At 63.7% G+C, this 23,072-nt stretch carries 28 protein-coding genes and 2 pseudogenes; 29 read left to right on the top strand and 1 reads right to left on the bottom strand.

What is annotated here, in order from left to right; translation table 11 throughout:
* Positions 1-34: 34 nt before the first annotated feature.
* The 28 genes and pseudogenes from rplB (at position 35) to VT84_RS30450 (ending at position 20,643) form a co-directional block, all read left to right on the top strand.
* Positions 35-913, top strand: a complete 879-nt coding sequence (rplB, locus tag VT84_RS30585; protein WP_052556873.1) for a 50S ribosomal protein L2 — start codon at positions 35-37, stop codon at positions 911-913.
* Between the two features lie 173 nt (positions 914-1,086).
* Positions 1,087-1,371 carry a 30S ribosomal protein S19 gene (rpsS, locus tag VT84_RS30580; protein ID WP_052556870.1) on the top strand — a complete coding sequence of 95 codons (285 nt, stop codon included), beginning with the start codon at positions 1,087-1,089 and terminating at the stop codon, positions 1,369-1,371.
* 112 nt (positions 1,372-1,483) lie between these two features.
* The gene (rplV, locus tag VT84_RS30575; RefSeq protein WP_082842179.1) at positions 1,484-1,882 is read left to right on the top strand and encodes a 50S ribosomal protein L22; all 399 of its coding nucleotides are present in this window, start codon (positions 1,484-1,486) and stop codon (positions 1,880-1,882) included.
* Between the two features lie 178 nt (positions 1,883-2,060).
* Positions 2,061-2,801, top strand: coding sequence for a 30S ribosomal protein S3 (rpsC, locus tag VT84_RS30570; RefSeq protein WP_082842178.1), 741 nt, complete (start codon positions 2,061-2,063; stop codon positions 2,799-2,801).
* Positions 2,802-2,845: 44 nt separating this feature from the next.
* The gene (rplP, locus tag VT84_RS30565; protein ID WP_082842177.1) at positions 2,846-3,304 is read left to right on the top strand and encodes a 50S ribosomal protein L16; all 459 of its coding nucleotides are present in this window, start codon (positions 2,846-2,848) and stop codon (positions 3,302-3,304) included.
* Positions 3,305-3,432: 128 nt separating this feature from the next.
* On the top strand, positions 3,433-3,873 hold the full coding sequence (rpmC, locus tag VT84_RS30560) for a 50S ribosomal protein L29 (RefSeq protein ID WP_082842176.1): 441 nt from the start codon (positions 3,433-3,435) through the stop codon (positions 3,871-3,873).
* Positions 3,873-4,229, top strand: a complete 357-nt coding sequence (rpsQ, locus tag VT84_RS30555; RefSeq protein ID WP_082842175.1) for a 30S ribosomal protein S17 — start codon at positions 3,873-3,875, stop codon at positions 4,227-4,229. The genes rpmC and rpsQ overlap by 1 nt, the downstream gene beginning before the upstream one ends.
* Before the next feature lie 105 nt (positions 4,230-4,334).
* Positions 4,335-4,700, top strand: coding sequence for a 50S ribosomal protein L14 (gene rplN / locus VT84_RS30550; protein WP_052556863.1), 366 nt, complete (start codon positions 4,335-4,337; stop codon positions 4,698-4,700).
* Between the two features lie 123 nt (positions 4,701-4,823).
* A complete protein-coding gene (gene rplX, locus VT84_RS30545) occupies positions 4,824-5,165 on the top strand; it encodes a 50S ribosomal protein L24 (protein WP_052556860.1) in 342 nt (113 codons plus the stop codon).
* Between the two features lie 135 nt (positions 5,166-5,300).
* Complete coding sequence (gene rplE, locus VT84_RS30540; RefSeq protein WP_082842174.1) at positions 5,301-5,873, top strand: 50S ribosomal protein L5; 573 nt, start codon at positions 5,301-5,303, stop codon at positions 5,871-5,873.
* 243 nt (positions 5,874-6,116) lie between these two features.
* Positions 6,117-6,248: pseudogene (locus VT84_RS42555) on the top strand (30S ribosomal protein S14); the annotation flags it as partial.
* A gap of 24 nt (positions 6,249-6,272) precedes the next feature.
* Entirely contained in the window at positions 6,273-6,731 is a 459-nt protein-coding gene (rpsH, locus tag VT84_RS30530; RefSeq protein ID WP_052556853.1) for a 30S ribosomal protein S8, read from the top strand.
* Positions 6,732-6,879: 148 nt separating this feature from the next.
* Positions 6,880-7,425: a 50S ribosomal protein L6 gene (gene rplF, locus VT84_RS30525; RefSeq protein ID WP_052556851.1), complete on the top strand. Its 546-nt coding sequence runs from the start codon at positions 6,880-6,882 to the stop codon at positions 7,423-7,425.
* 124 nt (positions 7,426-7,549) lie between these two features.
* A pseudogene (gene rplR / locus VT84_RS30520) lies at positions 7,550-7,903 on the top strand (50S ribosomal protein L18); the annotation flags it as partial.
* 257 nt (positions 7,904-8,160) lie between these two features.
* Positions 8,161-8,676 (top strand): 30S ribosomal protein S5, encoded by a 516-nt coding sequence (gene rpsE / locus VT84_RS30515; RefSeq protein ID WP_052556846.1) that lies wholly within the window; start codon positions 8,161-8,163, stop codon positions 8,674-8,676.
* Entirely contained in the window at positions 8,676-9,218 is a 543-nt protein-coding gene (rplO, locus tag VT84_RS30510; RefSeq protein ID WP_082842172.1) for a 50S ribosomal protein L15, read from the top strand. The genes rpsE and rplO overlap by 1 nt, the downstream gene beginning before the upstream one ends.
* 135 nt (positions 9,219-9,353) lie before the next feature.
* Entirely contained in the window at positions 9,354-10,898 is a 1,545-nt protein-coding gene (secY, locus tag VT84_RS30505; RefSeq protein ID WP_082842171.1) for a preprotein translocase subunit SecY, read from the top strand.
* 198 nt (positions 10,899-11,096) lie between these two features.
* Complete coding sequence (locus VT84_RS30500) at positions 11,097-11,774, top strand: adenylate kinase family protein (protein ID WP_052556843.1); 678 nt, start codon at positions 11,097-11,099, stop codon at positions 11,772-11,774.
* Between the two features lie 92 nt (positions 11,775-11,866).
* Positions 11,867-12,706, top strand: coding sequence for a type I methionyl aminopeptidase (gene map, locus VT84_RS30495; protein ID WP_052556841.1), 840 nt, complete (start codon positions 11,867-11,869; stop codon positions 12,704-12,706).
* Positions 12,707-12,793: 87 nt separating this feature from the next.
* The gene (gene rpmJ / locus VT84_RS30490; RefSeq protein WP_052556838.1) at positions 12,794-12,907 is read left to right on the top strand and encodes a 50S ribosomal protein L36; all 114 of its coding nucleotides are present in this window, start codon (positions 12,794-12,796) and stop codon (positions 12,905-12,907) included.
* A gap of 121 nt (positions 12,908-13,028) precedes the next feature.
* On the top strand, positions 13,029-13,412 hold the full coding sequence (rpsM, locus tag VT84_RS30485) for a 30S ribosomal protein S13 (RefSeq protein ID WP_052556836.1): 384 nt from the start codon (positions 13,029-13,031) through the stop codon (positions 13,410-13,412).
* A 126-nt stretch (positions 13,413-13,538) separates the two neighbouring features.
* Complete coding sequence (gene rpsK, locus VT84_RS30480; protein WP_052556834.1) at positions 13,539-13,919, top strand: 30S ribosomal protein S11; 381 nt, start codon at positions 13,539-13,541, stop codon at positions 13,917-13,919.
* A gap of 195 nt (positions 13,920-14,114) precedes the next feature.
* Entirely contained in the window at positions 14,115-14,753 is a 639-nt protein-coding gene (gene rpsD, locus VT84_RS30475; protein WP_052556833.1) for a 30S ribosomal protein S4, read from the top strand.
* Between the two features lie 185 nt (positions 14,754-14,938).
* Positions 14,939-15,946 (top strand): DNA-directed RNA polymerase subunit alpha, encoded by a 1,008-nt coding sequence (locus VT84_RS30470; protein WP_052556831.1) that lies wholly within the window; start codon positions 14,939-14,941, stop codon positions 15,944-15,946.
* A 157-nt stretch (positions 15,947-16,103) separates the two neighbouring features.
* Positions 16,104-16,676, top strand: coding sequence for a 50S ribosomal protein L17 (gene rplQ, locus VT84_RS30465; RefSeq protein WP_082842170.1), 573 nt, complete (start codon positions 16,104-16,106; stop codon positions 16,674-16,676).
* Positions 16,677-16,808: 132 nt separating this feature from the next.
* Positions 16,809-19,169, top strand: a complete 2,361-nt coding sequence (locus tag VT84_RS30460) for a hypothetical protein (RefSeq protein WP_082842169.1) — start codon at positions 16,809-16,811, stop codon at positions 19,167-19,169.
* Between the two features lie 9 nt (positions 19,170-19,178).
* On the top strand, positions 19,179-20,066 hold the full coding sequence (locus VT84_RS30455) for a TIGR02996 domain-containing protein (protein ID WP_082842168.1): 888 nt from the start codon (positions 19,179-19,181) through the stop codon (positions 20,064-20,066).
* Positions 20,020-20,643 carry a hypothetical protein gene (locus VT84_RS30450; protein WP_157470010.1) on the top strand — a complete coding sequence of 208 codons (624 nt, stop codon included), beginning with the start codon at positions 20,020-20,022 and terminating at the stop codon, positions 20,641-20,643. Before VT84_RS30455 ends, VT84_RS30450 begins: the two co-directional genes overlap by 47 nt.
* Here the strand turns inward: VT84_RS30450 and VT84_RS30445 are convergent.
* Positions 20,640-21,209 carry a hypothetical protein gene (locus VT84_RS30445; RefSeq protein ID WP_082842166.1) on the bottom strand — a complete coding sequence of 190 codons (570 nt, stop codon included), beginning with the start codon at positions 21,207-21,209 and terminating at the stop codon, positions 20,640-20,642. The two genes, VT84_RS30450 and VT84_RS30445, sit on opposite strands and share 4 nt — an antisense overlap.
* 195 nt (positions 21,210-21,404) lie before the next feature.
* Here VT84_RS30445 and VT84_RS30440 point away from each other — a divergent pair, with 195 nt between their 5' ends.
* Positions 21,405-23,060, top strand: a complete 1,656-nt coding sequence (locus tag VT84_RS30440; RefSeq protein WP_082842165.1) for a PfaD family polyunsaturated fatty acid/polyketide biosynthesis protein — start codon at positions 21,405-21,407, stop codon at positions 23,058-23,060.
* The last annotated feature ends 12 nt before the right edge of the window (positions 23,061-23,072 follow it).

Here is a 23,072-nt window from a genome sequence, read left to right as displayed (position 1 = left end):
AGAAGTCTTCAATCAGAAATTAACGGGCGAAGCAATGGGTATCAAACAATACAAGCCGACTTCTGCGGGCCGCCGCTCCGGGATGGTGTCCGACTTCGCGGACTGCACCTTCCCGCGCGAGAACAAGCCTGAGAAGTCGCTGCTCGCGCCGAAGAAGAAAAAGGGCGGGCGCAACAACCAGGGTATCACCACCACGCGGTTCCGTGGCGGCGGTCACAAGCAGCGCTACCGGGTGATCGACTTCAAGCGGACCCGCGACAACGTGGCCGCGACGGTGATCCAGATCGAATACGATCCGAACCGCACGAGTCGCATCGCACTGGTCGAGTACCCGCGCGACGACAAGCACGAGTTCTCCCGGACCTACATCCTGGCGCCGAACGGCCTGAAGGCCGGCGACAAGGTTATCTCCGGTGAGTCCGATGCGGTCGAGCCGAAGCCCGGCAACTGCATGCCGCTGTGGAAGGTGCCCCTGGGCATGACCGTCCACAACATCGAGATGGTACCGGGCAAGGGCGGCCAGATCTGTCGCTCGGCCGGGTGCGGTGCGGTGCTCACGGCCCGTGAAAAAGACTGGGCGCAGCTCACGATGCCGAGCGGTGAAATCCGCCGCGTGCCGAACAAGTGCCGCGCGACGATCGGGACCGTGTCGAACGCCGAGCACATGAACATCAGCATCGGCAAGGCCGGCCGTATGCGTTGGAAGGGGCGCAAGCCCCACAACCGCGGTACCAGTATGAACCCGACCGACCACCCGATGGGCGGTGGTGAGGGGCGGACGGCTGGTGGTCGTAACCCGTGTTCGCCGACCTCGGTGCCCGCCAAGGGCGGCAAGACCCGCCACAAGCGGAAGCCCGGCGGCAAGGCGATCATTCGGCGTCGGCCCGCGGGTCCGTTCCAGAACACGGCGTGATTTTGGCGCGGTGGTTCGCTGGGGCCGCGCGACGCGGAACGGCCGGTTGGCGAAAAACAACTGGTCTTCCACACGAGTTGTTCATAGATGTAATAGTCCCGGTCCGATAGAGCCGGGTTTTCGTTTTGTGCCGGCGGTCGGTCCGAGAGGCGTCCAAGAGGCGAGAGTAGAGTATGAGCCGGTCACTAAAGAAAGGCCCGCACTTCGACCAACGTCTCCTCGACAAGGTCACGAAGCAGCAGGGTGCGAACAGGGAACCGATCAAGACGTGGGCGCGTGACTGCACGATCCTGCCAGACTTCATCGGGGCGACGTTCCTCGTTCACAACGGCAAGACCTTCGTCAAGGTGTACTGCACCGAAGACATGGTCGGGCACAAGTTGGGTGAGTTCTCCCCGACGCGGACGTTCAAGGGGCACTCCGGCGGTAAGAAGGCCGCGGCCCCGGCGGGTAAGTAGTGAGCCTGTTCGGTTTTGAGCGTTCGGTTTCAGTCGGCACGCTAAGTGACGTTAACTGATCGAACGCCGCGAACTGGATGCTGAAAACTGAACACCGAAACTGAACACTGCTATGGACTATAAAGCTCTGCACCGGTTCGCGGACGTCGGCCCCCGGAAGATCCGGTTGTTCGCCGACCTCGTTCGCGGCAAAAACGTAGACGAAGCGCTGCAGCTCCTGCGGTTCTATCCGAACCGTAGTGCGAAGTTGCTCCTGGCCGTGATCCAGAGCGCCTACGGCAACGCCGACGACCGCGAGTGCCCGGACCCGGACGCCCTGATCGTCTCGGAGTGCCGCGTAGACGGCGCGCCGACGTTCAAGCGGATCCAGCCGCGTGCCCGTGGGACCGCGTTCCAGATCAAGCGGCGGATGTCGCACATTCACGTGACGCTGTCCGATCCGCTCGAAGAGACGGTCGAGGCCCCGGTAACGGAAGCCCCGGCAGCAACGGCACCAGCGCCCACCGCGTGACGGTTCGCGCGATCGCGGCGCGGGGGCCGGCAGAGGGGCCGGCCCCTCACTTGTTTTCAACGTTTGTCAGCGAACGATTTAGCCGCGGCGCGCCTTCCGCGCCCTCCGAATGTGCGGTGTTGCACGGGTGGCACCGCGAGCGAGGACGGGAGCGGTACCGAAGCGAGCGAGGATAGACATGGGCCAGAAAGTTCGACCGACAGGGTTCCGAACCGGCATCATGCGGCCGTGGCGGAGCACGTGGTACGCCAGCAAGCAGGACTTCGCCGAGTTGCTTCTCGAAGACGTCGCGATCCGCGCGTTCATCCAGAAGTTCCTCACGAACAAGAAGGACCGCAAGGAGCAGCGGCCCGCGATCGCCGAGATCCGGATCGAGCGCACCCGCGAGCGCGTGACGGTCGTCGTCACCAGCAGCCGCGTCGGGGCGATCATCGGGAAGAAGGGCGAGAAGATCGACAAGCTCACGAAGGCGCTGGAGAAGTTGACCCGCCGGCACATCGAGGTGAAGACCGTCGAAGTGACCCGGCCGGAGATCGACGCCCAGCTCATCGCTGAGGACATCGCGGAACAGCTCGAGAAGCGGGCCAGCTTCCGCCGCACGATGAAGCAAGCCATGCAGCGGGCAATGGAGGGCGGCGCCAAGGGCGTCAAGCTCCAGCTCTCCGGGCGGCTCGGCGGTGCGGAAATGGCCCGGTGCGAGAAGGGGATGGAAGGGTCCATCCCGCTCTCGACGCTCCGGTGCAAGGTCGAGTACGGGTTCGCCGAGGCGGTCACGCCGCAGGGCAACATCGGGATCAAGGCCTGGGTGAACCAGGGCGACTACCTCACCGGCGACATCGCCGACACGACCGACGCACAAGCCGGCCAGAACCAACGGCGGCGCCCCCGGCGCGGCGGCGCCCCCCGCAACAACGGCTAAGCGGGCAACTGATTTCAGCGACCATCTGACGGGAGACAGCGCCGATGCCACAGATGCCCAAACGGGTCAAGTACCGCAAAGCACAGCGCGGCGTTGTCCGCGCGCGGACGACTCGGGCTAAGTACAACGGCCCGATCAAGGGCAACGCGCACCGCGGTAACTACGTGGCCTACGGGGACTACGGGCTGCAAACGCTCGAGGGCGGTTGGTTGTCGGCCGAGTGCATCGAGAGCGGGCGCGTTACCATGACGCGGTTCGTCTCCGGTGAGGGCCGGTACTACATCCGCGTGTTCCCGCACAAGCCGATCACCTCCATTCCGGCCGAAACCCGGATGGGTAAGGGTAAGGGCGAGCCGGAATACTGGGCCGCCGTTGTGCGCCCCGGGCAGGTGCTCTTCGAGTTGGGCGGGGTGCCCGAGAGCACGGCCAAGGATTGCCTGGCCCGTGTCGCGTACAAGATGCCGTTCAAGTGCCGGTTCGTGACCCGGCGCCCCAACGTCTAAGATTCGAGACAGAAGATTCGTGATTTGAGATTGGGCGGACGGCGCGAGGGCCGTGGGTCCGCGAGACACCGGAGCCGCTAGTCGCCTTCAGCCGTACATCCGCGATCTTGAATTCACCGAGGTGGGTGATGCCGAACCGCATGAAAGAGTTCCGGGGCATGAGCGACGAACAACTGTCGCTCGCCCTCAAGGATACCGAAAAGCACTTGTTCCAGCTCCGCTTCCAGTCGGCAACCGACCGGCTCGAAACGCCGTCGGAGATCCGCAAGGCGCGCCGCGACATCGCTCGCATTCGCACGCTCCAGCGGGAAAAGGAACTGGCCAAGCTCAGCGGTCTGTCGACCGAGCAACTGAGTGTCCGCATCGCCTCGCTCCAAGCGAAGGAAGACGCGGGGCTGCCCGGCAAGCGCACCGCGCACCGCCAGGGTGCCCGCCTCAAGCGGTTCTACGTCGCGAAGGGTGGGACGCTCCCCATCGCGCCGCCCGCTCCGGCGGCGCCCGCTGCCCCGGCCGCGAGCGAGAAGAAGACCGACGCCAAAAAGAGCACGCCGAAGGGGAGTGGTAAGTAATGGCCGATACCAACACGCCGGCGGCGGACGGGAAGACGACCGGGCGCCGCATTCTCGAAGGCGTCGTGACCCGCGACAAGATGGCCAAGACCCGCCGCGTCGAGGTCGAGCGCCTGGTCCGGCACCCGAAGTATGGCAAGTTCGTCAAGCGCCGGACCGTCTGCTACGTCCACGACGAAGCGAACGACTCGCACCTCGGCGACACGGTCGAGATCGTCGAGAGCCGGCCGCTGTCGAAGACCAAACGTTGGAACCTGGTGAAGGTCGTCAAGCGTGCCCCGAGCCGCACGCTCTCGAACCTCGAAGGTGCTGTCGCCGGGAGCGACGCCGCGGCCCCGACCGTAGAGAAGAAATAGCCGACTCGATTTCAGGTTTGTGATTTCCGATTCGAGGTCGCTCGGCTCGCGCCGGGCGATCGCCAATCATAGATCTGCAATCTGAAGTCCCGTTGAGGGATACCCATGATCCAGATGTATACCTACCTCGATGTGGCCGACAACACCGGGGCGAAGGAAGTGATGTGCATCCAGGTGCTCGGCGGCAGCAAGCGCCGCGTTGCGTACCTGGGCGACATTATCCGGGCCAGCGTGAAGAAGGCGCTGCCCGGTGGCGACGTGAAGCAGGGCGACGTGGTGAAGGGCGTCGTGGTCCGGACCCGCGTCGCGACTCGCCGCGAGGACGGGAGCTACGTCCGGTTCGACCGCAATGCTCTCGTTCTGCTCGACAACGACAATAACCCGCGCGGCACCCGCATTTTCGGGGCGGTTCCCCGCGAACTCCGGGCGAAGTTCAATAAGATCCTCAGTCTGGCGGCCGAAGTCGTCTGAGATTGGTGATTTCAGATTTGAGATTTGAGATTGCATTGTGGCCGCACCTCCCCTCAATACCGGGTGGTTCGTGGCCATCAATCCTGGATCTAAATCTGTCAGAAATCTGAAATTGAGGCTGAAATGTACATCTGCAAGAACGACGTGGTTCAGGTGATCGCCGGGGACGACAAGGGCACTCGCGGGAAGGTGCTGCGTGTCATCCGTTCCGAGGGTAAGGTCGTCGTCGAAGGCGTGAACCGCGTGTACCGGCACCTGAAGCCGTCGCGCCGGAACCCGCAGGGCGGGCGGCTCTCCAAGGAGATGCCGGTCGACGCCTCGAACGTCATGCTTATCGACCCGGTCCAGGGCGTACCGACCCGCGTCGGGGTGCGGAGCTTGCCGGACGGGAGCAAAGAACTCTTCGCCAAGAAGAGCGGCACCCGGATCCGCGTGCTCAAGAAGGCCAAAGTCACGCAGAAGTGAGCCAAAACGCTCTTCTCGTGTGTTGTTGATTCACAGTGGTGCTCGGCTCGTTTGAGTCGGGCGCTGCTTTAAACCGAGACCCGTACCGGACCCGTTACCGTGGGTTCGCCATAGGTCGCACTAGCGGACATTCAGATGGCAGTTGCTCCCGAACTCGTTTCGCCACGGCTCCAGGAAAAGTACAACAAAGAGATCGTCGACACCCTCGGTAAGAAGTTCGGGCGCACGAACCGCCTGAGCCTGCCGAAGCTCTCGAAGATCGTCCTGAACATGGGCGTTGGTAAGGCCCTCCAGGACAAAGAGCGGATGAAAGTTGCGGCCGAGCAACTCGGACTGATCGCCGGTCAGCGTGCTCAGATCACCAAAGCTCGCGTGGCCGTGAGCGGTTTCCGCCTCCGCGAAGGTTACGAGATCGGGTGTCGGGTTACTCTCCGCGGTAAGCGGATGTACGAGTTCCTCGACCGCCTCATTAACCTCGCGCTGCCGCGTATCCGCGACTTCCGCGGGATCAACCCGAAGAGCTTCGACGGCAACGGGAACTACAGCATGGGGCTGACCGAACAGCTGGTCTTCCCCGAAATTGATCCAGACAAGGTGACGTTCACGCAGGGTATGGATATCACTTTCGTTACGACCACTCGGAACGACGACGAGGCCCGCGAACTGCTTCGCGCCTTCGGCATGCCGTTTCGCGACGATTCCAAGTAATTTCGCGAGCCGCGCTCACTAGCTGTGGCTCACCAAGATAGTGGAACGGCCGACTTACTCGGAGTGCGTAACTCCGAGGCCCCAGTCGGAACGCCGCACCGAGACCCCCACGCGATGTCAACCAACGCGAAAGAAGCGAAGTACCGCCGTCAACTCGACGCGGTCGTGAAGCACAAGGCCGAGCTGAAGAAGCCGGTCGATCAGCGCGACGCGGCGAAGGTGCTCCCCGGGCGCACGCTCGTCAAGATCGTCCGCCGGTGCCAGCTCTGCGGCCGCTCGCGGGCGGTGTACCGCAAGTTCGGCTGCTGCCGTATTTGCTTCCGTAAACTTGCCAGCGACGGGTTGATCCCCGGCGTGCGCAAGGCGTCCTGGTAACCACGAACGGGGAGGAACCGAACCATGATGACCGACCCGATCGCGGACATGCTGACTCGCATCCGCAACGCCAACAGCATCGAGCGCCCGCTCGTCGAAATGCCGGCCACCAAATTGAAGGTCGCCGTCGCGAAGGTGCTGCTCGAAGAGGGCTTCATCCTCGGCTACCGTACCGGTAAGTACAGCGAGACGCAGGTCGAAGGCGGCGGCAAGCAGAAGGACTTCCAGGAAGTCGATCAGCTCGGCGAACCGCACGTTGTCCTGCAAGTGTTCTTGAAGTACGGCCCGGACGGTGAACGGGTGATCCGCCACGTCGAGCGGTACTCCAAACCCGGTCGCCGCGTGTACCAGGGCTACAAGGACGTGAAGCGAGTCCTCGACGGCCTCGGCATCGCGATCTTGTCGACGAGCCGTGGGGTGATGTCCGACCGTCAGGCGAAGAAGGCCAAGGTCGGCGGCGAAGTGCTCTGCACCGTGTGGTGATTGCCTGAACTGGCGAACGGCCGGTATGATCCGACCGGCTGGAATAGAAACGAACGCGGTTGGTTAGTGCCAGCCGCAAGCACGAAAACCAGGCCGCGATTCGGACTCGTTATTAGCACGATGTCCGGCGAAGCCAGAGGAGAGATCGATGTCGCGTATCGGAAAGCAGCCGATTGCCATCCCCGCGGGGGTGAAGGTCGCGGTGACCGGCGGGAACGTGAAGGTCGAGGGGCCGAAGGGCAAGCTCGAAATCACCGCCCACCCGAACATGAAAGTCGAGTCCGACGGGAAGGTGATCAAAGTCACCCGCCCCGACGACGTGCGCCAGAACCGGGCGCTGCACGGTCTCACCCGTGCGCTCATCAATAACATGGTCGTCGGCGTCACCAAGGGCTACGAGAAGAAGCTCAAGGTCGAGGGTGTCGGCTTCCAAGTGGCGGCCAAGGGCAAGGGGATCGAACTGACGGTCGGCTACGCCAATCGTATTGTTCACAACCCGCCCGAAGGGATCACCGTCGCGGTGCCTGACCCCACGACGATCATCGTGAGCGGCGCGGACAAGCAGCGTGTCGGACAGTTCGCCGCGGAGATCCGCGCGAGCCGCAAGCCGGAACCGTACAAGGGCAAGGGTGTCCGTTACGATAACGAAGTCGTTCGCCGCAAGGAAGGGAAGTCGTTCGCCGCGGGCAAATAGTCATTGGTCATTTCGTCTCGGGTTCCTGGTTCATCTTGTTCGTCGCGGCCTTGTGCCGCGGCTTTTTAAGATGGGCCGGTACGAGCGGAAAATGACAAATGACCAATGACTAAGGACCAAAACAATGAACGCACAAAAACTCAAATTGAAGCGGTCGGAGCGGCGGCGGTACCGCGTGCGCAAGGCCATCTATGGCACGCCCACGAGGCCCCGGCTCAGCGTGAACCGGAGCAACCTGCACATCTCCGCGCAGCTCATCGACGACCTGAACGGCGTCACGATCGCCGCGGCAACGAGCCAGGGCAAGGCCTCCGGCTTGAAACACGGCGGGAACGTGAAGGCCGCCGCGGAAGTCGGTAAGAAGCTCGCGGAAGCGGCCAAGGCGAAGGGGATCACCGTCGCCGCGTTCGACCGCGGAGCGTTCCGGTTCCACGGGCGCATCGCGGCCCTCGCGGTCGCGGCGACCGAAGCCGGCCTGGTTTGCACCGACCTCGAATCGATGAAGGCGAAACTCGCGCCGAAGGCCGCGAGCGAGGCGCCCGCCGCCGAGAAAAAGGAAAGCAAGCCGAAGGGCGAGGCCAAGCCGAAGGGCGAAAGCAAGCCGAAGAAGTAGAACACTCACGGTCGGTGAGCGGGGACGGATCGGGCCACTGGCGCTGTGGTTTGTTCCCCACGACCATTTTTCAACGAGAACCAGCACGGGGGATGTCCCATCCCCCTCAGAGGGTCGACTAAATGGCGCGTGAGCGACGAGATAGGGGCGAAGGTGACTCGCGCGATAACGCGCTGGTCGATTTCGTCGTGAAGATCCGGCGGTCCGCCTGCGTCGTCAAGGGCGGCCGGCGGTTCAGCTTCAACGCCCTCGTGGTCGTCGGCGACCGCCGGGGCAAGGTTTCCTACGGCTACGGTAAGGCCAACGAAGTGCCGCCGGCCGTGGAAAAGGCGATTAAAGAGGGCGAGGGCAACGTCCAACGCTCCAAGAAGATCGCCGTTCGCGGCAGCACGATCCCGCACCGAGTGATCGGTAAGTACGGCGCGAGCAAGGTGATCCTCGTTCCCGCCGGCCCCGGTACCGGTGTGAAGGCCGGCCCCGGTGTCCGCGAGGTGCTGCAAGCGTGCGGCATCACCAACATTCTCACCAAAGTTCACGGCAGCACGAACCCGCTGAACCTCGTGAAGGCCACGCTCGCCGGGCTGACGCAACTCCGCACGAAGGAAGACGTTGCCCAACTCCGAGGGGTGCAACTCTAATGGACCTGACTAGCGTTTCCTCCGCGGGTATCGAAAAGCGCCGGCTCAAGCGGCGCGTCGGGCGCGGCATCGGCTCCGGCCACGGCAAGACGTGCGGACTCGGTCACAAGGGTCAGTACGCCAGCGCCGGTGCCCGGCTCCCCAGCGGGTTGTTTGAAGGCGGTCAGATGCCGCTGTTCCGCCGCTGGCCGAAGCGCGGCTTCAGCCACGCGACCTGGGACAAGACCGCGGCCGTCGTGAACGTCGGCGACCTCGATCAGTTTGATGCGAACAGTACCGTCGACATGGCCGCCCTCAAGGGGCGCCGGCTCGTCGTCGGGACGTTCGATCACCTGCGCATTCTCGGCGAAGGGGCGACCGCCCTGACCAAGAAACTCACCGTGCGTGCGGACCACTTCACGAAGTCGGCGAAGGCCGCGATCGAGAAGGCCGGCGGCACCTGTGAACTGATCCCCAAGCCGAAGAAGCCGGTGCGCAACAAGATGGGGTCGAAGAAGAAGGCGCTGGACGCTGCTCGCGCGGCCAAAGCTGCCAAGGCGTGAGTTCCAGATTCGCGGTTTCGGGTCCGTGACTGAAGGACAGGGACGGTTTCTTCTCAGTCAGTTGCGGACCTCGAGCCGGTACTCGAAATCGGCACCCCGAAATCCCGGCTGAGAAGGGCCGTAAGGACCACGGACATGAATTGGCGCTCCATCTGCCTCGTCGCCGGTATCGCGAGTCTCGTCGGTGGTTTGGTCACGTTCTCCTACGGCGGTGAGTCGTGGTTGGGGTGGACGCTCACCATCTTCGGTGCCGCCGCTAGCATCCTCGGCTTCGTACCGGATCAACTCCTCACCATTTTCAAGATCCCGGAACTGCGGAAGAAGATCTTCATCACACTGATCTTCCTCGCGGTCTATCGCATCGGCTACTACGTTCCGCTGCCGATGATCGATCAGGCGAAGATGGCCGAGAAGATGGCCGACGCCCAGCGCGGCGCGCTCGGTCAGGTGCTCGGGTTCGTCTCGCTGTTCTCCGGTGGTAACCTCAGCAACGCCTGCATCTTCTCGCTCGGCATCATGCCGTACATCTCCGCGTCCATCATCGTGCAACTCCTGTCGAGCGGCGTGGTGCCGTCGCTGGAGAAACTCCGCAAAGAAGGTGAGAGCGGGCGGAAGAAACTCAACGAAATCACCCGCTACCTTACAGTACCGATTTGCATCATCCAGGCGATCATGGTCGTGCAAACGGTCATGAAGCCGGACACCGGAGACGGCGGGGGGATGGGACTGGCCCCGACGGGCTACAACGACGGCTTCGAGTTGTGGTGGTTCGGGTTCACGGCGGTTATCACCCTGACCGCAGGGACCGTGCTCCTCATGTGGCTCGGCGAGCAGATCGACGAGTACGGAATCGGTAACGGGATCTCGCTCATCATCATGGCCGGTATCGTGGCCCGCATCCCGGACGCGACGAACTCGCTCCTGATCGACAGCGCGACCGGTAAACTCAAGGACTCGGTCTTCACGCTCGGTGGCGGATCGGGGGCCGATATTAGTCTCGAGAAGCTAATTGTCCTTGCGTTCCTGTTCGTGACCGTGGTTGTTGGCGTGATTGCGATGACGAAGGCCCAGCGCCGCATCCCGACCCAGAGCGCCAAGCACGTTCGCGGGCGCCGGGTGTACGGCGGGACGCGGCAGTTCCTCCCGATGAAGGTGAACGCGGCCGGCGTGATGCCCGTGATCTTCGCCAGCACGCTGCTCATTCTGCCGTGGTTCTTCTTCAACGCGATTTACAACCTGTCCGACAGTTCGCTCGGCTGGGCCGGGACGCTCTCGACGATGTTCCAGAACCACCGCGGCTGGCTCTACAACTTCATGTACGTGATCATGATCTACGTCTTCACGTACTTCTGGGTGGCGATTACCTTCAACCCGAAGGAAATCGCGGACAACCTGAAGGACCACGGGAGTTTCATCCCCGGGTACCGGCCCGGTAAAAAGACGGCCGACTACCTGGAGCGGGTGCTGATGCGGGTCACGTTCGTCGGGGCCGCGTTCCTCGCGATCATCGCGATCATCCCGAACGTCATCTCCAGCGAACTGGAGATCCCGGTTCAGGTCGCCAGCTTCTACGGCGGTACCGGGCTGCTGATCGTCATCAGCGTGGCACTGGACCTCGTGCAGAAGATCAACAGCCACCTCGTGATGCGGAACTACCCGAGCCTCACCGACGAGACGTGAGATCGGATCGGGAGCAAAGAAAGTGTTTCACGAGGCGCGTCGTTTAGAGACGCGCCTTATTCTTTTCTGGTCCCCTTGCTGAAGTTTAAGCTGCTGGAGACAATACGGGGGTTGTGAAGGATCGGTGTCCCCACTTGCCCGTTTCCCGACAACAACGTTCGCCCGGCCCCGAGCCGGTACTTCGCAGGGTAGCGGTTCATGCGATTGGTGCTCGTCGGACCACCGGGCAGCGGCAAGGGAACGCAGGCCGAACGGCTCGTTCAGCGGTTCGGCCTCACCGTCATCGGCACCGGCGCGATGTTCCGCGACGCGATCACCCGCGACACCACGATGGGGCGCCAGGTGCGGCCGATGATGGACCAGGGGCTGCTCGTCCCCGATCCGATCGTCAACGATGTGGTGGCCGAACTGTTTCGCGGACCCGCGCGCCCGGAACGGTTCGTGATGGACGGGTACCCGCGAACGTATGCCCAGGCGATTGCGTTCGACGCGCTCTTGCACTTAGAATACCTGTCGCTCGACGCGGTCATCAACCTGGCCATTCACGACGACGAGGTGGTGCGGCGCATCGGTGGGCGGCGGTGCTGCTCGAACCCGGAGTGCGGGGTGTGCTTCCACTCGATGGCCCGCCCGCCCAAGGTGGCGGGGCAGTGCGACGTCTGTGGGCACCCGTTGCTCCAGCGCGACGACGATAACGAAGAGACGATCCGGCGGCGGCTCGGCGAGTTCCACAAGAACACGGACGACCTGCTGACCCACTACCGGAAGCAGAAGCTGGTCGACGACATCGCCGCGACCGATCCGCCGGACGTAATATTCCAAAACATTCTGGCGGCACTGACGCGACGGAATCCCAAGACCCAAGAAGCTCTCTGACTTCAATAGGGCCGCCCATAGAACAGGACCGATTCGGGGCACCGTAGCCCGCTCGAATGAGTTTCGCACCCCGCGTTCCGCGCTCGACACCTATGCTCAAACCCAACGCCAACCGCCCGCCGGAACTGAAATCCGCCCGTGAAGTCGCGCTCATGCGCGAAGCGGGCAAGTTGGTCGCTCGCGCGCTGAAGATTTGCCGCGAGATGGCCAAGCCGGGCGTGAAGACGATCGAGATCGATCAGGCGGTCGAAGCGTTCTACGCGAAGCACATGGCGGTGCCGCTGTTCAAAGGTTACCCCGGCAAGACGCCGTTCCCGGCTGTGACCTGTTTGAGCGTGAACGAACAGGTGGTCCACGGCATCCCGGGCCAGCGTGTGCTGAAAGAGGGCGATCTGTTGAAGATCGACACCGCCTGTAAGCTCAACGGCTGGTGCGCGGATCGCGCGATCACGGTTCCTATTGGGACTATCTCGCCGGAAAAGGCCCGGCTCCTGAAGATCGGCGAGGAAACGCTCCAGATCGCGATCGACCTGCTCCCGCGCCGAAAGTGGTGGAGCCAGGTCGCCAGCGAGATGCAGCGGCACGTGGAGAAGGCCGGGTTTAGCGTGGTGACGTCCTACGTCGGGCACGGCATCGGGCGCACGATGCACGAGAACCCGCAGGTGCCGAACTACGTCGACCACGAGACCCGCAAGTCCGACTTCAAACTCGAACCGGGGCTGACGCTAGCGGTCGAGCCGATGGTGAACATGCGGCGCCCGGAAGTGGACACGCTCGGTGACCAGTGGACGGTCGTGACGCGGGACCGGCTCGCGAGCGTCCACGTCGAACACACGCTGGCACTCACGTCCAACGGCGTGTTGATCGTGACAAGCGACGAGGGGGCGTTCGATGACGATGCGCCCGCGCCGGTCGCGGCGCCGCCTGTATAATTCGGGGAACGGCCCTTGTCGGTTTACCGGCCTCCCCTAGATTGGAGGTTTACCGGATGTGCGGCTTTTTCGGACTTTGGGTGTCCCATGAAGGTACGAGCCAGCGTGCGACGGATCTGCGATAAGTGCAAGCTGATTAAGCGCAAGGGCGTCGTGCGCGTGATCTGCGAAGACCCTCGCCACAAGCAGCGCCAGGGTTGATACGCGGTTTCAGTAGAAGTAAAGTGCGACGCGCGGTCGGTTTTGTGGGAGCGAGCGGCAGCGACTGAAGCCACTGATCGCCTCAAACTGAACATCGAACACCGAACACTGAAGATTACCTATGCCCCGTATTCAAGGCGTTGACATTCCGCCGGACAAGCCGACCCACATCTCCCTGCGGTACATCCGCGGGCTGGGGCCGACCACCTCGCTGGAAGTGTGCGAGAAGCTCAAGATCGACCCGCAGCGCCGGGCCAAGGAGCTGAGCGACAAGGAGATCGCCGAGATCGCCGTGTTGCTCGACAAGGAATACCTGGTCGAAGGGCCGCTCCGCCGCGTCGAGGGCGGGAACATCGCCCGGCTCAAGGAAATCAAGTGCTACCGCGGGGAACGGCACCGCAAGAACCTGCCGGTCCGCGGCCAGCGATCCAAGACGAACGCCCGGACCCGGAAGGGCATCCGCAAGACGGTTGCCGGTAAGAAGGGCGTTAAGGACATGCGGTAACGGAGCGTGCCTGGTGGTGCCGGAGCGTGCGGGGCGGGCCTGTGGAGGCCGGCCCCGGTTCGCGAGTGCCCGCCACCCTCCGGTTTCGGTTTTCACTCGCACCCACACTGACCACCCACACTACAGATGGCAAAGTCCAAGAAGAAAAAGGCGCGTCGCAACGTAAGTCGCGGGATCGCGCACGTGCAGAGCACGTTCAACAACACGATCATTACCATCACCGACACGAACGGCGACACGCTGTGTCACTCGTCGGGTGGTGCGGTCGGGTTCAAGGGCAGTCGCAAGAGCACGCCGTTCGCGGCGCAGCGGGCCGCCGAAGAGTGCGCGTCCAAGGCGTCGAAGTTCGGCGTCAAGGAAGTCGAAGTACGCGTCAAGGGGCCGGGCGCGGGCCGCGAATCTGCGGTGACGGCGCTCCAGGCCTCGGGCCTGAACGTCAAGGCCATCGAAGACGTCACGCCGCTCCCGCACAACGGCTGTCGCCCGCCCAAGAAACGCCGCGTGTAATTTTCGCCGCTCCCGAGTCCGTGGTCACTGGTCCCTCGTTGCTCGAACGCGGGATCATTGGCCACGTCTGTTATTAGCCTTCCGTGTTTCGACGCTGGGGTTCGCCACGGAATTAATAGCGGGCGCTGGACCGGGGCGCGATTGACCGTCGTCTCATGACGACTCAGACCCCTGGTTTCTGTTAGATCCTCAACTATGGCCCGTAACACAGACCCCGTTTGCAAGATGTGCCGCCGGGAACAGATGAAGCTGTTCCTCAAGGGCGACCGGTGCTTCAGCCCGAAGTGCCCCATCGACCGCGAGTCGCTGCCGCCCGGTATGCACGGCGCGCGCCGCAGCAAGACCTCGGAGTACGGCATCCGTCTCCGCGAGAAGCAGAAACTCAAGCGGTTCTACGGGGTGCTCGAGGCCCAATTCCGCCGGTACTACACGCTCGCGACGCGGGCCACGGGGAACACCGGCGAACAGTTGCTCTCGATTCTGGAGCGCCGGCTCGATAACGTCGTCCACCGGCTCGGGTTCGCAATCAACCGCAACTCCGGCCGCCAGATGGTCGCCCACGGGCACGTTCTGGTGAACGGTGTGAAGTGCGACATCCCCAGCATGCTGGTGAAGCCCGGCGACATCATCAAGGTGAAGACCCGCGATTCTAGCCTGAAGATGGCCCGCGAGACGCTCGCGAAGGGCTCGGTCCGTATCCCGGACTTCCTCGAGTTGACCGGCAGTCAGGACGCTCCCGAGGGGCGCATGACCCGCATCCCGAGCCGCCAGGACGTGGACGAGCGGATCACTGACATTCGCGAACAGCTCATTATCGAAATTGCCACGCGGTAAAGTGAACCCCGCCCGCAAGGGCGGCGGGTTAACTGACAATTTGGCAACCCGCCGCCCTTGCGGGCGGGGTTCGCCAAAAGCCTTCCGGCCGCGACCACCGGTTTTGTTTCGACAGGTCGCCGTCTGGTTCGTCCCTCTCTTCGGTCGCGGAGCGGGGCGGAAAACCGACGGCAGGAGAACGGACCATGCGCGTTCGCTGGCGCGGACTAGAACTGCCGAGTCGGGTTCAGGCCGACCGCTCCACCCTCACCGACGTCTACGGGAAGTTCCACGCCGAACCCTTTGAAAAGGGCTTCGGGATGACCCTCGGGAACAGCCTCCGCCGCATCCTGCTCTCGAGTCTCGAGGGCAGCGCGATCACGCGGGTGAAGATCCAGGGCGTGCAGCACGAGATCTCGACCATCACCGGCGTGGTGGAAGACGTGACGGACATCATCCTGAACGTCAAGAGCCTCGTGGTGAAGAACCTCTCGGACCAGCCGAAGACGATCCGCATTCAGAAGCACGAGGCCGGCTCGGTGCGCGGCGTCGACGTGCAGCACGACGAATCGATCCAGATCATCAACCCCGAGCACCACATCGCGACGCTGACGAGCGATGTGCCGTTCGTGATGGAGATGACGGTCGAGAACGGGCGCGGGTACCGCACCGCCGACGACAACGCCGGTAAGGAGCGCGAGGTCGGGGTGATCCCGGTCGACTCGAGCTTCTCGCCGGTCGTCCGGGTGAAGTACGACATCGAAGAAACCCGCGTCGGTCAGAAGACGAACTACGACCGGCTCGTGATGGAGATCTGGACCAACGGCACGCTCGCCCCGCAAATGGCGGTGGTCGAAGCGGCCAAGATCCTCCGCAAGCACCTGAACCCGTTCGTGCAGTACACGGAGCCGGGGCCGGAACTGCAACTCGACGAGCCGATCGAGATCGGGCCGAACGCCTCCGTCGCGGACGCGGCCAACGCCGAACTCGAGCGCAAGCTGAACATGAGCCTCGCCGAACTCGATCTGTCGGTGCGGGCGACGAACTGCCTGGAAACCGAAGGCATCCAGACGGTCCGCGATCTCGTGATCCGGTCGCCCGAGGAACTGCTCGAGGTCCGTAACTTCGGCGAAACGACCCTGCGCGAAGTGAAGTCCAAGCTCGAAGAACGCGGCCTGGCACTCGGGATGCGAATCCCGCCGCGCCGCGGATAGTTGCTACGGTCGCGGCGCGTGCCGCGACGATTTTCAGGGGCCGGAGAACGGCGACCGGAACTGAGCCGGCGCCGTTTTGTCACCTCCACCTTCCTTGGCACGGGGTGGGGTTCTTGCTTCTGGCTCTTTTTTTACCCCCTAAAGCTGAGGGAATGCCATGCGCCACCGTAAGCGCGGTCGTCACCTGAACCGCAACGCTTCGCACCGCCGGAGCTTGTTCCGCAACCTGACCCGTGCGCTCATCACGCACGAGAAGATCGTCACCACGGTTCCGAAGGCCAAGGAACTGCGCCCGATCGTCGAGAAGATCATCACCCTCGCCAAGAAAGCCAACGCGGTTACCGCGGGCGCGGCGGGTAAGGGCGACGCCGAAGAGAAGAAGGCCCGGGTCCAGGCGCTGCACTACCGCCGTCAGGCGATGGCGCTGCTCGGCCCGACCCACGGCACCGGCATCTGGGACAAGAAGGACGAGACCACCGGCGACACGGTGCTGAAGAAGCTGTTCCGCGAGATCGGGCCGCGCTTCGCCGATCGCCCGGGCGGGTACACGCGCATCCTCAAGCAGCACTACCGGCGCCTCGGCGACGCCAGCCCGACGGCGGTGATCGAACTGCTGAAGTCCGGCGAGAAGAAGGTGCAACTGAAGGCCAAGCAGCCGGTCGCGCCGACGGCCCCGGCGCCCGTCGCTCCGGAACCGGCCCCGGCCGCTCCCGAGACCCCGGCCACCTGATTCGGTCTGCGACGCAGAACGAACGACCACGCGACCCCCGCACCTTGCGGGGGTTTGTTCGTTTCTGTTTGCCCGTTCGCGCGGGATCGGGTCCAATTACTTGACAACATTCGTTCAGGGCGGGGCGGTTTTATGAGCAAGCGCGTCGTCGCGGTGCTGATTATCGGTGCGTCGGTGTTCTGTGCGGCTTGTTTCATCGGCCTCATCATGTTGGTGAAGTCCGCGGGCGAGCGCCGAGACGCGCGCCGCGCTGTGGAAGAGGCGCGGGAGCAGGACCGCGAACGCGAGGTCGGGCGCGCGGAGGCCGCGGCCGTGTTCGCAGATCCACAAGCCCCCACACCGGCCGAGGGGCGCGAGTTCGTCGCCGTATTGGACGAACTCGGACGGGCGCTCCAGAAGGAAGACGGGGAGGCGGTGGTACAAACCTTCGATGCCGAACGCATGTTCGACGAGGTGAATCGAAGGGGCGCGCTCGAGCGTGCGGGCGTTCGGGGCGGCCCGCGTGAGCGGGAAGCGTTCGTCCGCGGGTTCCGCAAGGCCGGGGCGAGCATCGTGTCGAACCCTCTGTTCCGCTGGCAGCGCACCGACGCGCACCACGTGCGCTGGTCCCCCGGGCGCAACGAGGCGGTCGTGATCGCGACCCACGTGAACGATCTGGAGCTGATCGGGCGCACGAAAACCAAGGTGCGCTGGTGGTTCGTTCGCGGGGCCGACGGGTGGCGGGTGTACGACTTCGAGGAGCTGAGTCAGGGGCTCCGGGTGACCACCATCATGGGAACGTTTCTTACGGACAACGTGGTGGCCGGGCGGTTGCCGGAGGTTCGGGAGGCGGTGCAAGCACTCCGGGAAGCAATGACTGCGATCGTCCGGCGCGACGTTGAGGCGAGCGAGGAGGCACTCGCTCGGTGCCGTAACGTCGAACTCCCGAAACCGCTGACCGCGGTCGTGTGCCTGATCGATGCGATGCTGCGCCTCTATCGCGGCGAGCCGGCCGCGGCGCACGAATTCATCGATCGGGCGGCGCTCCTCGCGCCCGACATGCCGATCCTGGACTACCTGCGCGCGACCTGTTTCCTCGAAATGAGCGAGAACGAAAAGGCGCTGAAGGCGATCGATTCTTACATCGCCCAGCTCGGGACCGACGAGGACGCAGAAGTGCTCCGCGGCCGCGCCCTGGAGGGGCTGAACCGGCTCCCGGAGGCCAAGGCCGCGTACCGCCGGGCGCACGACCTCGACCCGGACGCGGTCGAAGCGCTGGGGGCGCTCCGCCGGGTGCTGGCGGCCGGAGAATTGAAGGAACTCGGTGAGCGCTTGGCGCGGGCGTCCGACCCGCGCAGGGTTTACGCCGAAGTGTTACTCGAAGGCGAGCCCAACGAGGCCGCCGATGACGTGTTGCTCGACGCGCTGCGGAAGGCCAAGCCCGACGACCCGCGCGGGCTGTCGGATGATATTCGTCGCAAGGTAAAGGCCGAAAAGTTCAACGAAGCCAAGGCACTGATGGAGCACGGGTTGAAAGCCGCCACTCACCGTGACCGCGTGGAGGTACTCAATTCGTACCTGCTCGCGATGGCGAGTGCGAAAAAGTTGCTGAAGGGTTACGCGAGCGTCCCCGCCGAGCACGCGCCCGCGGCGTTCCGCACGTTGGCCGGCAGCCTTGATGATGACGAGTTCGACCCCACAGGCGAAACACCGGCCGATGCGCTTGGGAGCTTGAAGGAACTCGTCGCGGCCCACCGGAAGCGCGTGCCGAACGATCCGTGGATCTGGTTCTACCAGGGCGTGATTTACGAGCGCGAGAAGGAGTACGAGAAGGCCGCCGAAGCGTTCGCCGCCGGTAGCGCACGTTTGCCGAAACCCAAAGCCAAAGATCCCGACGCGGAGGACGAAGAGGCGAGCGACGAGGAGACGTTCCGCTGGCGCCGGGTCGAGTGCCTGTTCAAGGCGAAAAAGGGGCTCGAAGCCTACGAAAAGATCGAGCCGACCGCGGACGTGTTTCAACAACTCGCGCGCCTGTACGACCAGAGCGAGGACTTCGACGGTCTGGCCGCGCTCCTTGCGGCGCACCGCAAACGCACCCCGAACGACCCGCAAACGCTGTATTGGCAGGGGCACCTGAGCTTCCGCAAGCGGGACTACGCGGCCGCAACGGTGCTGTTCAAGAAGTTCCTTTTGGACAACGATGAGGAGGTGCAGAATCGGTGGTTGGCGCGCAGCGAATACGTGCGCGGGGTGCTGCGCACAAAACCCGCAGACGCGGAGAAACTATTGTCCGAGTTCGGGAATGAGATCGCTCCAGCACTGCGCGCGGCGATCGCGGCGGCGAACGGGAACCGGCCCGAACTGGAGCGCCTGCTCGCGGACGCCACCAAACGGGGCGGGAAGTTGTGGTTCTACTCGGACGAGGACTTCCGCAACGCCATCAACCAGGAGCGGTGGAGCGACCTGCGGGCGAAGTACCCTAACCCGACCCCATCGCCCAAAGCCGATGACTAGAGTGACGCCGTGAGCGACGAAGAGGCGCTACTGGCCGCGATTTCCGCGCACCTGGACGAGGACACCCCGCGCCTCGCGTTCGCCGATTGGCTCGACGAAAACGACCGAAACATTCGCGCGGAATTCATCCGCGTGCAGTGCGCATTGAAGCAAACCGAAGATCGCCCGGCGGAAGAGCAACGGAAGCTCGCGGCACGGTTGCGGTACCTCCTTGAGAACCACCGACGGGACATTCTCGGCCCGCTCGGGGCGGATCTCACGGTCTTCAACGTCACGTTCGACCGCGGGTTCGCAACGGATCTGAATATCACGGATCTGTTGTTCCTCCAACGCGCAACAGCCATTGGCGAACTGCGCCCCGCACCGAGGATTCACGTCCACACCGCGAGCGCGGCCAAATTCGCAAAGATGCTCTGTTGTCCCGAGATGGGCTTGGTGGTCGAGTTCATTGCCACGTGTCGGGTTGGGGAGCACCGGGCGCGTCAACTCGCGACGTGTCCGCATCTTGCGCGTCTGGAGATACTCAACTTCGGTCCGTACAACACACTTGGGAACGCGGGGTTGGAGGCGCTCGCGTTCAGCGAACATTTACCGGTGCTGGTCGATCTCCGCCTGTGTGGTAACGAGATCAGCGACGTGGGTGTCGAGCGGTTGGTGGCGTCCCCGCTCTGGCGCCGGCTCAAGCGCTTGGACCTGTCGGGCAATGTGCTTTCTGACGCCAGTGCCGACCACTTCGTGACCGCGCCGGCCAGCTCGGTCGAATATTTGAACCTTCCTCACGTGAACTTCAGTGCCGCCGCCCGCCGGCGCTTGATGCGGACCTTTGGTGACCGCGTGGGACTAATCGGATGTGTTCGATTCCACAACGACGAGCCTTCAAATGAGTTGGAAAGCTGACTCAGGTGCCGCATTTTCTGGCGGCAGTGGGCAGATGGCGGTGATCGGTGAACTTCTCCACCGGAAGTGCAACGCCGCCATTCCGCACGTCGATATCGGCACCGATGTATTCGCGTTTCGAGACGACCGCGAAGAAGTCGCTCGAATCCAAGTAAAAACTTCACCAGGAAAGCTCTACAAGAATGGAAAGGGGTACTCAGCAAAGTTCGGTATACCCATGAAGCAACTGGAGCGGACTGACGAACCGCCACTGTTCTACGCTCTGGCCGTTCGTTTGGACGGCGGGTGGGGGCTTTTTGTTGTTATCGGTCGCACCAAACTCAAAGAACTGTGGAACGCAGGCTGCGGTTCGAAAAACAACAAATCGGGTGATTTGGAGTTGTACATTCAGTTCCGTCCCGAGAACGAGGGCGAGCTGAAGGCTTTCTGCGGGAAGTTCGATTTGACGGCCCACATCAATGCTTGGGAGAGCCTGCCCCCGCTGAAGGCTCCCGTTCCCATCAACGCCGAGGAGCACGAGGGCGGTGTCGGGAGGGCCGAAGTTCACATCGAAGAAATCGCCCCGGAACGGCCTTAAGCCTGAACAAGGTCGCCGGGCCGCACGAAGACGAGCGTTCGTTCGGTATCATCCTCGATGAGGGCGTAGCCCAGCTTTTCAAGTTCCTGTGGCTTGAGACCAGTGAGTGTCGGTACGAGCTCTCGCGCGAGCGCGTCGATGGAGCCGTGGGTGGCCTGAAAATCTCGAAACGTCTCGAAGTTGATAGAGATGGTCGCAGCGGCACCCTTCGCAGCGGGAAATGCGGACTGGATCATTGCGCGACTGAGAGGGTGCAGCCCGAAAACCAACCCGTTCGCTCTTCTTCCCACCTGAACAATGATCGGACCCATAGGCCCTTCGGATGGTGGAGCAGCCACTTCGACAACAACCCAGGCGTCGTCGCGGGTCCGCTTTTTCAACTCGGTAGCAAAAGCTTGTGCCTTTTCTTCGGTGTCCCAAACGTACAACCAACGGCGCCCCGTGCCCGGTTCCGGTGCACGCGGCAACTTGCCGAGATCAACCCCCTGCTGTCGCAAGAGGCGGGCGTAAGCCTCGAACTCTGCGTCTTTGGTACCGCCGTCATTGCGATTGACAGTGAAGCCCATAATCGCCTCCTTCGGGTCTGCTCCCAATATACCCGTGTGCGGTCGCCCTGTCGCTCGCGGAAGTCGAGAAGCACGAACGATGTTGCGCCCACACCCAAAATCCCCTAGCGCCCCCGGCCACTGTTCGCGGTGTGCGAAAAGCTATATGCCATAACGTGTATCGTTCATAGCACCCGTGACGCGCACAACTACGCGATGACCCATTCGGCCGGCACTTTCGGCAGCCCGCCCGCGATCGGACATTGGACTCCGACCGGCGCGCCTCCATCCGACACGCCCGAAGCCTTCCGAAGTGCTGTCGGCGACCTGCGTTCGCCGGTGGTGATTGTTCGCGCCGGCACCGGGTTCGCCGTTGCGCGGGGCGGTTCGGCGGCGCTGGGGGCACAACCCGGGGCGAAAGACGGCTACCCGATTGCCGCGTATCTCCCACCACTGCCGCCGGAACAACTCGGCGACCCCTCGTTTCTGCGGGACCAGTCGCTCCGCTACCCATACATGACCGGGGCGATGGCCAACGGCATCGCGTCCGTTGAGATCGTGGAAGCGATGAGCCGAGCCGGGATGCTCGGCAGCTTCGGGGCCGCCGGGCAGTCGCTCGAACGCATCGGGGCGGCCATCGACCGGTTGAAGGCCAATCTCGGCACCGCACCGTACTGCGTGAACCTGATTCACAGCCCGAACGAGCCGGCCCACGAGATGGCCACGGCCGAATTGCTGCTGAAGAAGGGCACACTGCTCGTTGAAGCTAGCGCGTACCTCGATCTCACACCCGCGATCGTCCGGTACCGCGCGGCCGGGTTCCGCCGGGACGCAACCGGGGCCGCGGTCCCCACGAACCGGGTCATTGCGAAGATTTCGCGCGTCGAAGTCGCGACGAAGTTCCTCTCGCCGCCGCCCGAGAAGATCCTCCGCGAACTGGTAGCAGCCGGTCACATCACCGAGCAACAAGCTGTACTCGCGGCGCAGTTCCCGGTCGCGGACGACGTGACCGTGGAGGCCGATTCCGGCGGGCACACGGACAATCGCCCCGCAATTACGCTGCTCCCCACGATTCTCGCACTTCGCGACCGGCTTCAGGCGCAGTTTCAATACGCCATTCCGCCGCGCGTAGGATTGGCCGGGGGGATCGCGACTCCGGCGAGCGTAGCCGGCGCGTTCGCAATGGGGGCGGCCTTCGTCGTTACCGGGAGCGTGAACCAGGCGTGCGTCGAATCGGGTAGCTCCGACCCGGTGCGGAAGATGCTGGCCGAGGCCGGGCAAGCGGACGTGACGATGGCCCCGGCCGCGGACATGTTCGAGATGGGGGTGAAGCTCCAGGTGCTCAAGCGCGGCACCATGTTCGCGATGCGGGCACAGAAGCTGTTCGATTTGTACCGCGGGTACACCAGTTGGGAGGCGATCCCGGAGGCCGAGCGCGTCCAGGTTGAGAAGACGCACCTCCGCGCCACGTTCCAGGACGTGTGGGCGCTGACTCGCGAGTTCTGGGCCAAGCGCGAACCCGGGCAGTTACAACGGGCCGAAGCGGACCCGCGGCACCGGATGGCCCTGGTGTTCCGCTGGTACCTGGGCCTGTCGAGCCGGTGGGCGAACGCGGGCGAACCCGGGCGCCAGGTGGACTACCAGGTGTGGTGCGGGCCGGCGATGGGCGCGTTCAACGAGTGGGCAAAGGGCTCGCACCTGGAACACCCGAAGAACCGAACCGTGGTCGGGGTCGCTCTGAATTTGCTGTACGGGGCCTGCGTCGTCACCCGGCGCGCGGCGCTGCGGCAGCAGGGCGTGAACCTGCCGGACGGGTGTTTCCCGCTGGCGCCGCTCGCCACGGACGAGGTCGCCGCCCGGCTCCGTGCTTAACGTTTCACGCCC

The organism is Gemmata sp. SH-PL17, assembly GCF_001610855.1.
Classification (GTDB): domain Bacteria; phylum Planctomycetota; class Planctomycetia; order Gemmatales; family Gemmataceae; genus Gemmata; species Gemmata massiliana.
Note: the sequence above shows the minus strand (reverse complement) of the source record. Positions and strands in the feature narration are given on the sequence as shown.

Bases quoted from the DNA above. Each gene is read 5' to 3' on its own strand.
- rplB (WP_052556873.1), top strand. From the start codon at position 35: ATGGGTATCAAACAATACAAGCCGACTTCTGCGGGCCGCCGCTCCGGG.
- rpsS (WP_052556870.1), top strand. From the start codon at position 1,087: ATGAGCCGGTCACTAAAGAAAGGCCCGCACTTCGACCAACGTCTCCTC.
- rplV (WP_082842179.1), top strand. From the start codon at position 1,484: ATGGACTATAAAGCTCTGCACCGGTTCGCGGACGTCGGCCCCCGGAAG.
- rpsC (WP_082842178.1), top strand. From the start codon at position 2,061: ATGGGCCAGAAAGTTCGACCGACAGGGTTCCGAACCGGCATCATGCGG.
- rplP (WP_082842177.1), top strand. From the start codon at position 2,846: ATGCCACAGATGCCCAAACGGGTCAAGTACCGCAAAGCACAGCGCGGC.
- rpmC (WP_082842176.1), top strand. From the start codon at position 3,433: ATGCCGAACCGCATGAAAGAGTTCCGGGGCATGAGCGACGAACAACTG.
- rpsQ (WP_082842175.1), top strand. From the start codon at position 3,873: ATGGCCGATACCAACACGCCGGCGGCGGACGGGAAGACGACCGGGCGC.
- rplN (WP_052556863.1), top strand. From the start codon at position 4,335: ATGATCCAGATGTATACCTACCTCGATGTGGCCGACAACACCGGGGCG.
- rplX (WP_052556860.1), top strand. From the start codon at position 4,824: ATGTACATCTGCAAGAACGACGTGGTTCAGGTGATCGCCGGGGACGAC.
- rplE (WP_082842174.1), top strand. From the start codon at position 5,301: ATGGCAGTTGCTCCCGAACTCGTTTCGCCACGGCTCCAGGAAAAGTAC.
- rpsH (WP_052556853.1), top strand. From the start codon at position 6,273: ATGATGACCGACCCGATCGCGGACATGCTGACTCGCATCCGCAACGCC.
- rplF (WP_052556851.1), top strand. From the start codon at position 6,880: ATGTCGCGTATCGGAAAGCAGCCGATTGCCATCCCCGCGGGGGTGAAG.
- rpsE (WP_052556846.1), top strand. From the start codon at position 8,161: ATGGCGCGTGAGCGACGAGATAGGGGCGAAGGTGACTCGCGCGATAAC.
- rplO (WP_082842172.1), top strand. From the start codon at position 8,676: ATGGACCTGACTAGCGTTTCCTCCGCGGGTATCGAAAAGCGCCGGCTC.
- secY (WP_082842171.1), top strand. From the start codon at position 9,354: ATGAATTGGCGCTCCATCTGCCTCGTCGCCGGTATCGCGAGTCTCGTC.
- VT84_RS30500 (WP_052556843.1), top strand. From the start codon at position 11,097: ATGCGATTGGTGCTCGTCGGACCACCGGGCAGCGGCAAGGGAACGCAG.
- map (WP_052556841.1), top strand. From the start codon at position 11,867: ATGCTCAAACCCAACGCCAACCGCCCGCCGGAACTGAAATCCGCCCGT.
- rpmJ (WP_052556838.1), top strand. From the start codon at position 12,794: ATGAAGGTACGAGCCAGCGTGCGACGGATCTGCGATAAGTGCAAGCTG.
- rpsM (WP_052556836.1), top strand. From the start codon at position 13,029: ATGCCCCGTATTCAAGGCGTTGACATTCCGCCGGACAAGCCGACCCAC.
- rpsK (WP_052556834.1), top strand. From the start codon at position 13,539: ATGGCAAAGTCCAAGAAGAAAAAGGCGCGTCGCAACGTAAGTCGCGGG.
- rpsD (WP_052556833.1), top strand. From the start codon at position 14,115: ATGGCCCGTAACACAGACCCCGTTTGCAAGATGTGCCGCCGGGAACAG.
- VT84_RS30470 (WP_052556831.1), top strand. From the start codon at position 14,939: ATGCGCGTTCGCTGGCGCGGACTAGAACTGCCGAGTCGGGTTCAGGCC.
- rplQ (WP_082842170.1), top strand. From the start codon at position 16,104: ATGCGCCACCGTAAGCGCGGTCGTCACCTGAACCGCAACGCTTCGCAC.
- VT84_RS30460 (WP_082842169.1), top strand. From the start codon at position 16,809: ATGAGCAAGCGCGTCGTCGCGGTGCTGATTATCGGTGCGTCGGTGTTC.
- VT84_RS30445 (WP_082842166.1), bottom strand. From the start codon at position 21,209: ATGGGCTTCACTGTCAATCGCAATGACGGCGGTACCAAAGACGCAGAG.
- VT84_RS30440 (WP_082842165.1), top strand. From the start codon at position 21,405: ATGACCCATTCGGCCGGCACTTTCGGCAGCCCGCCCGCGATCGGACAT.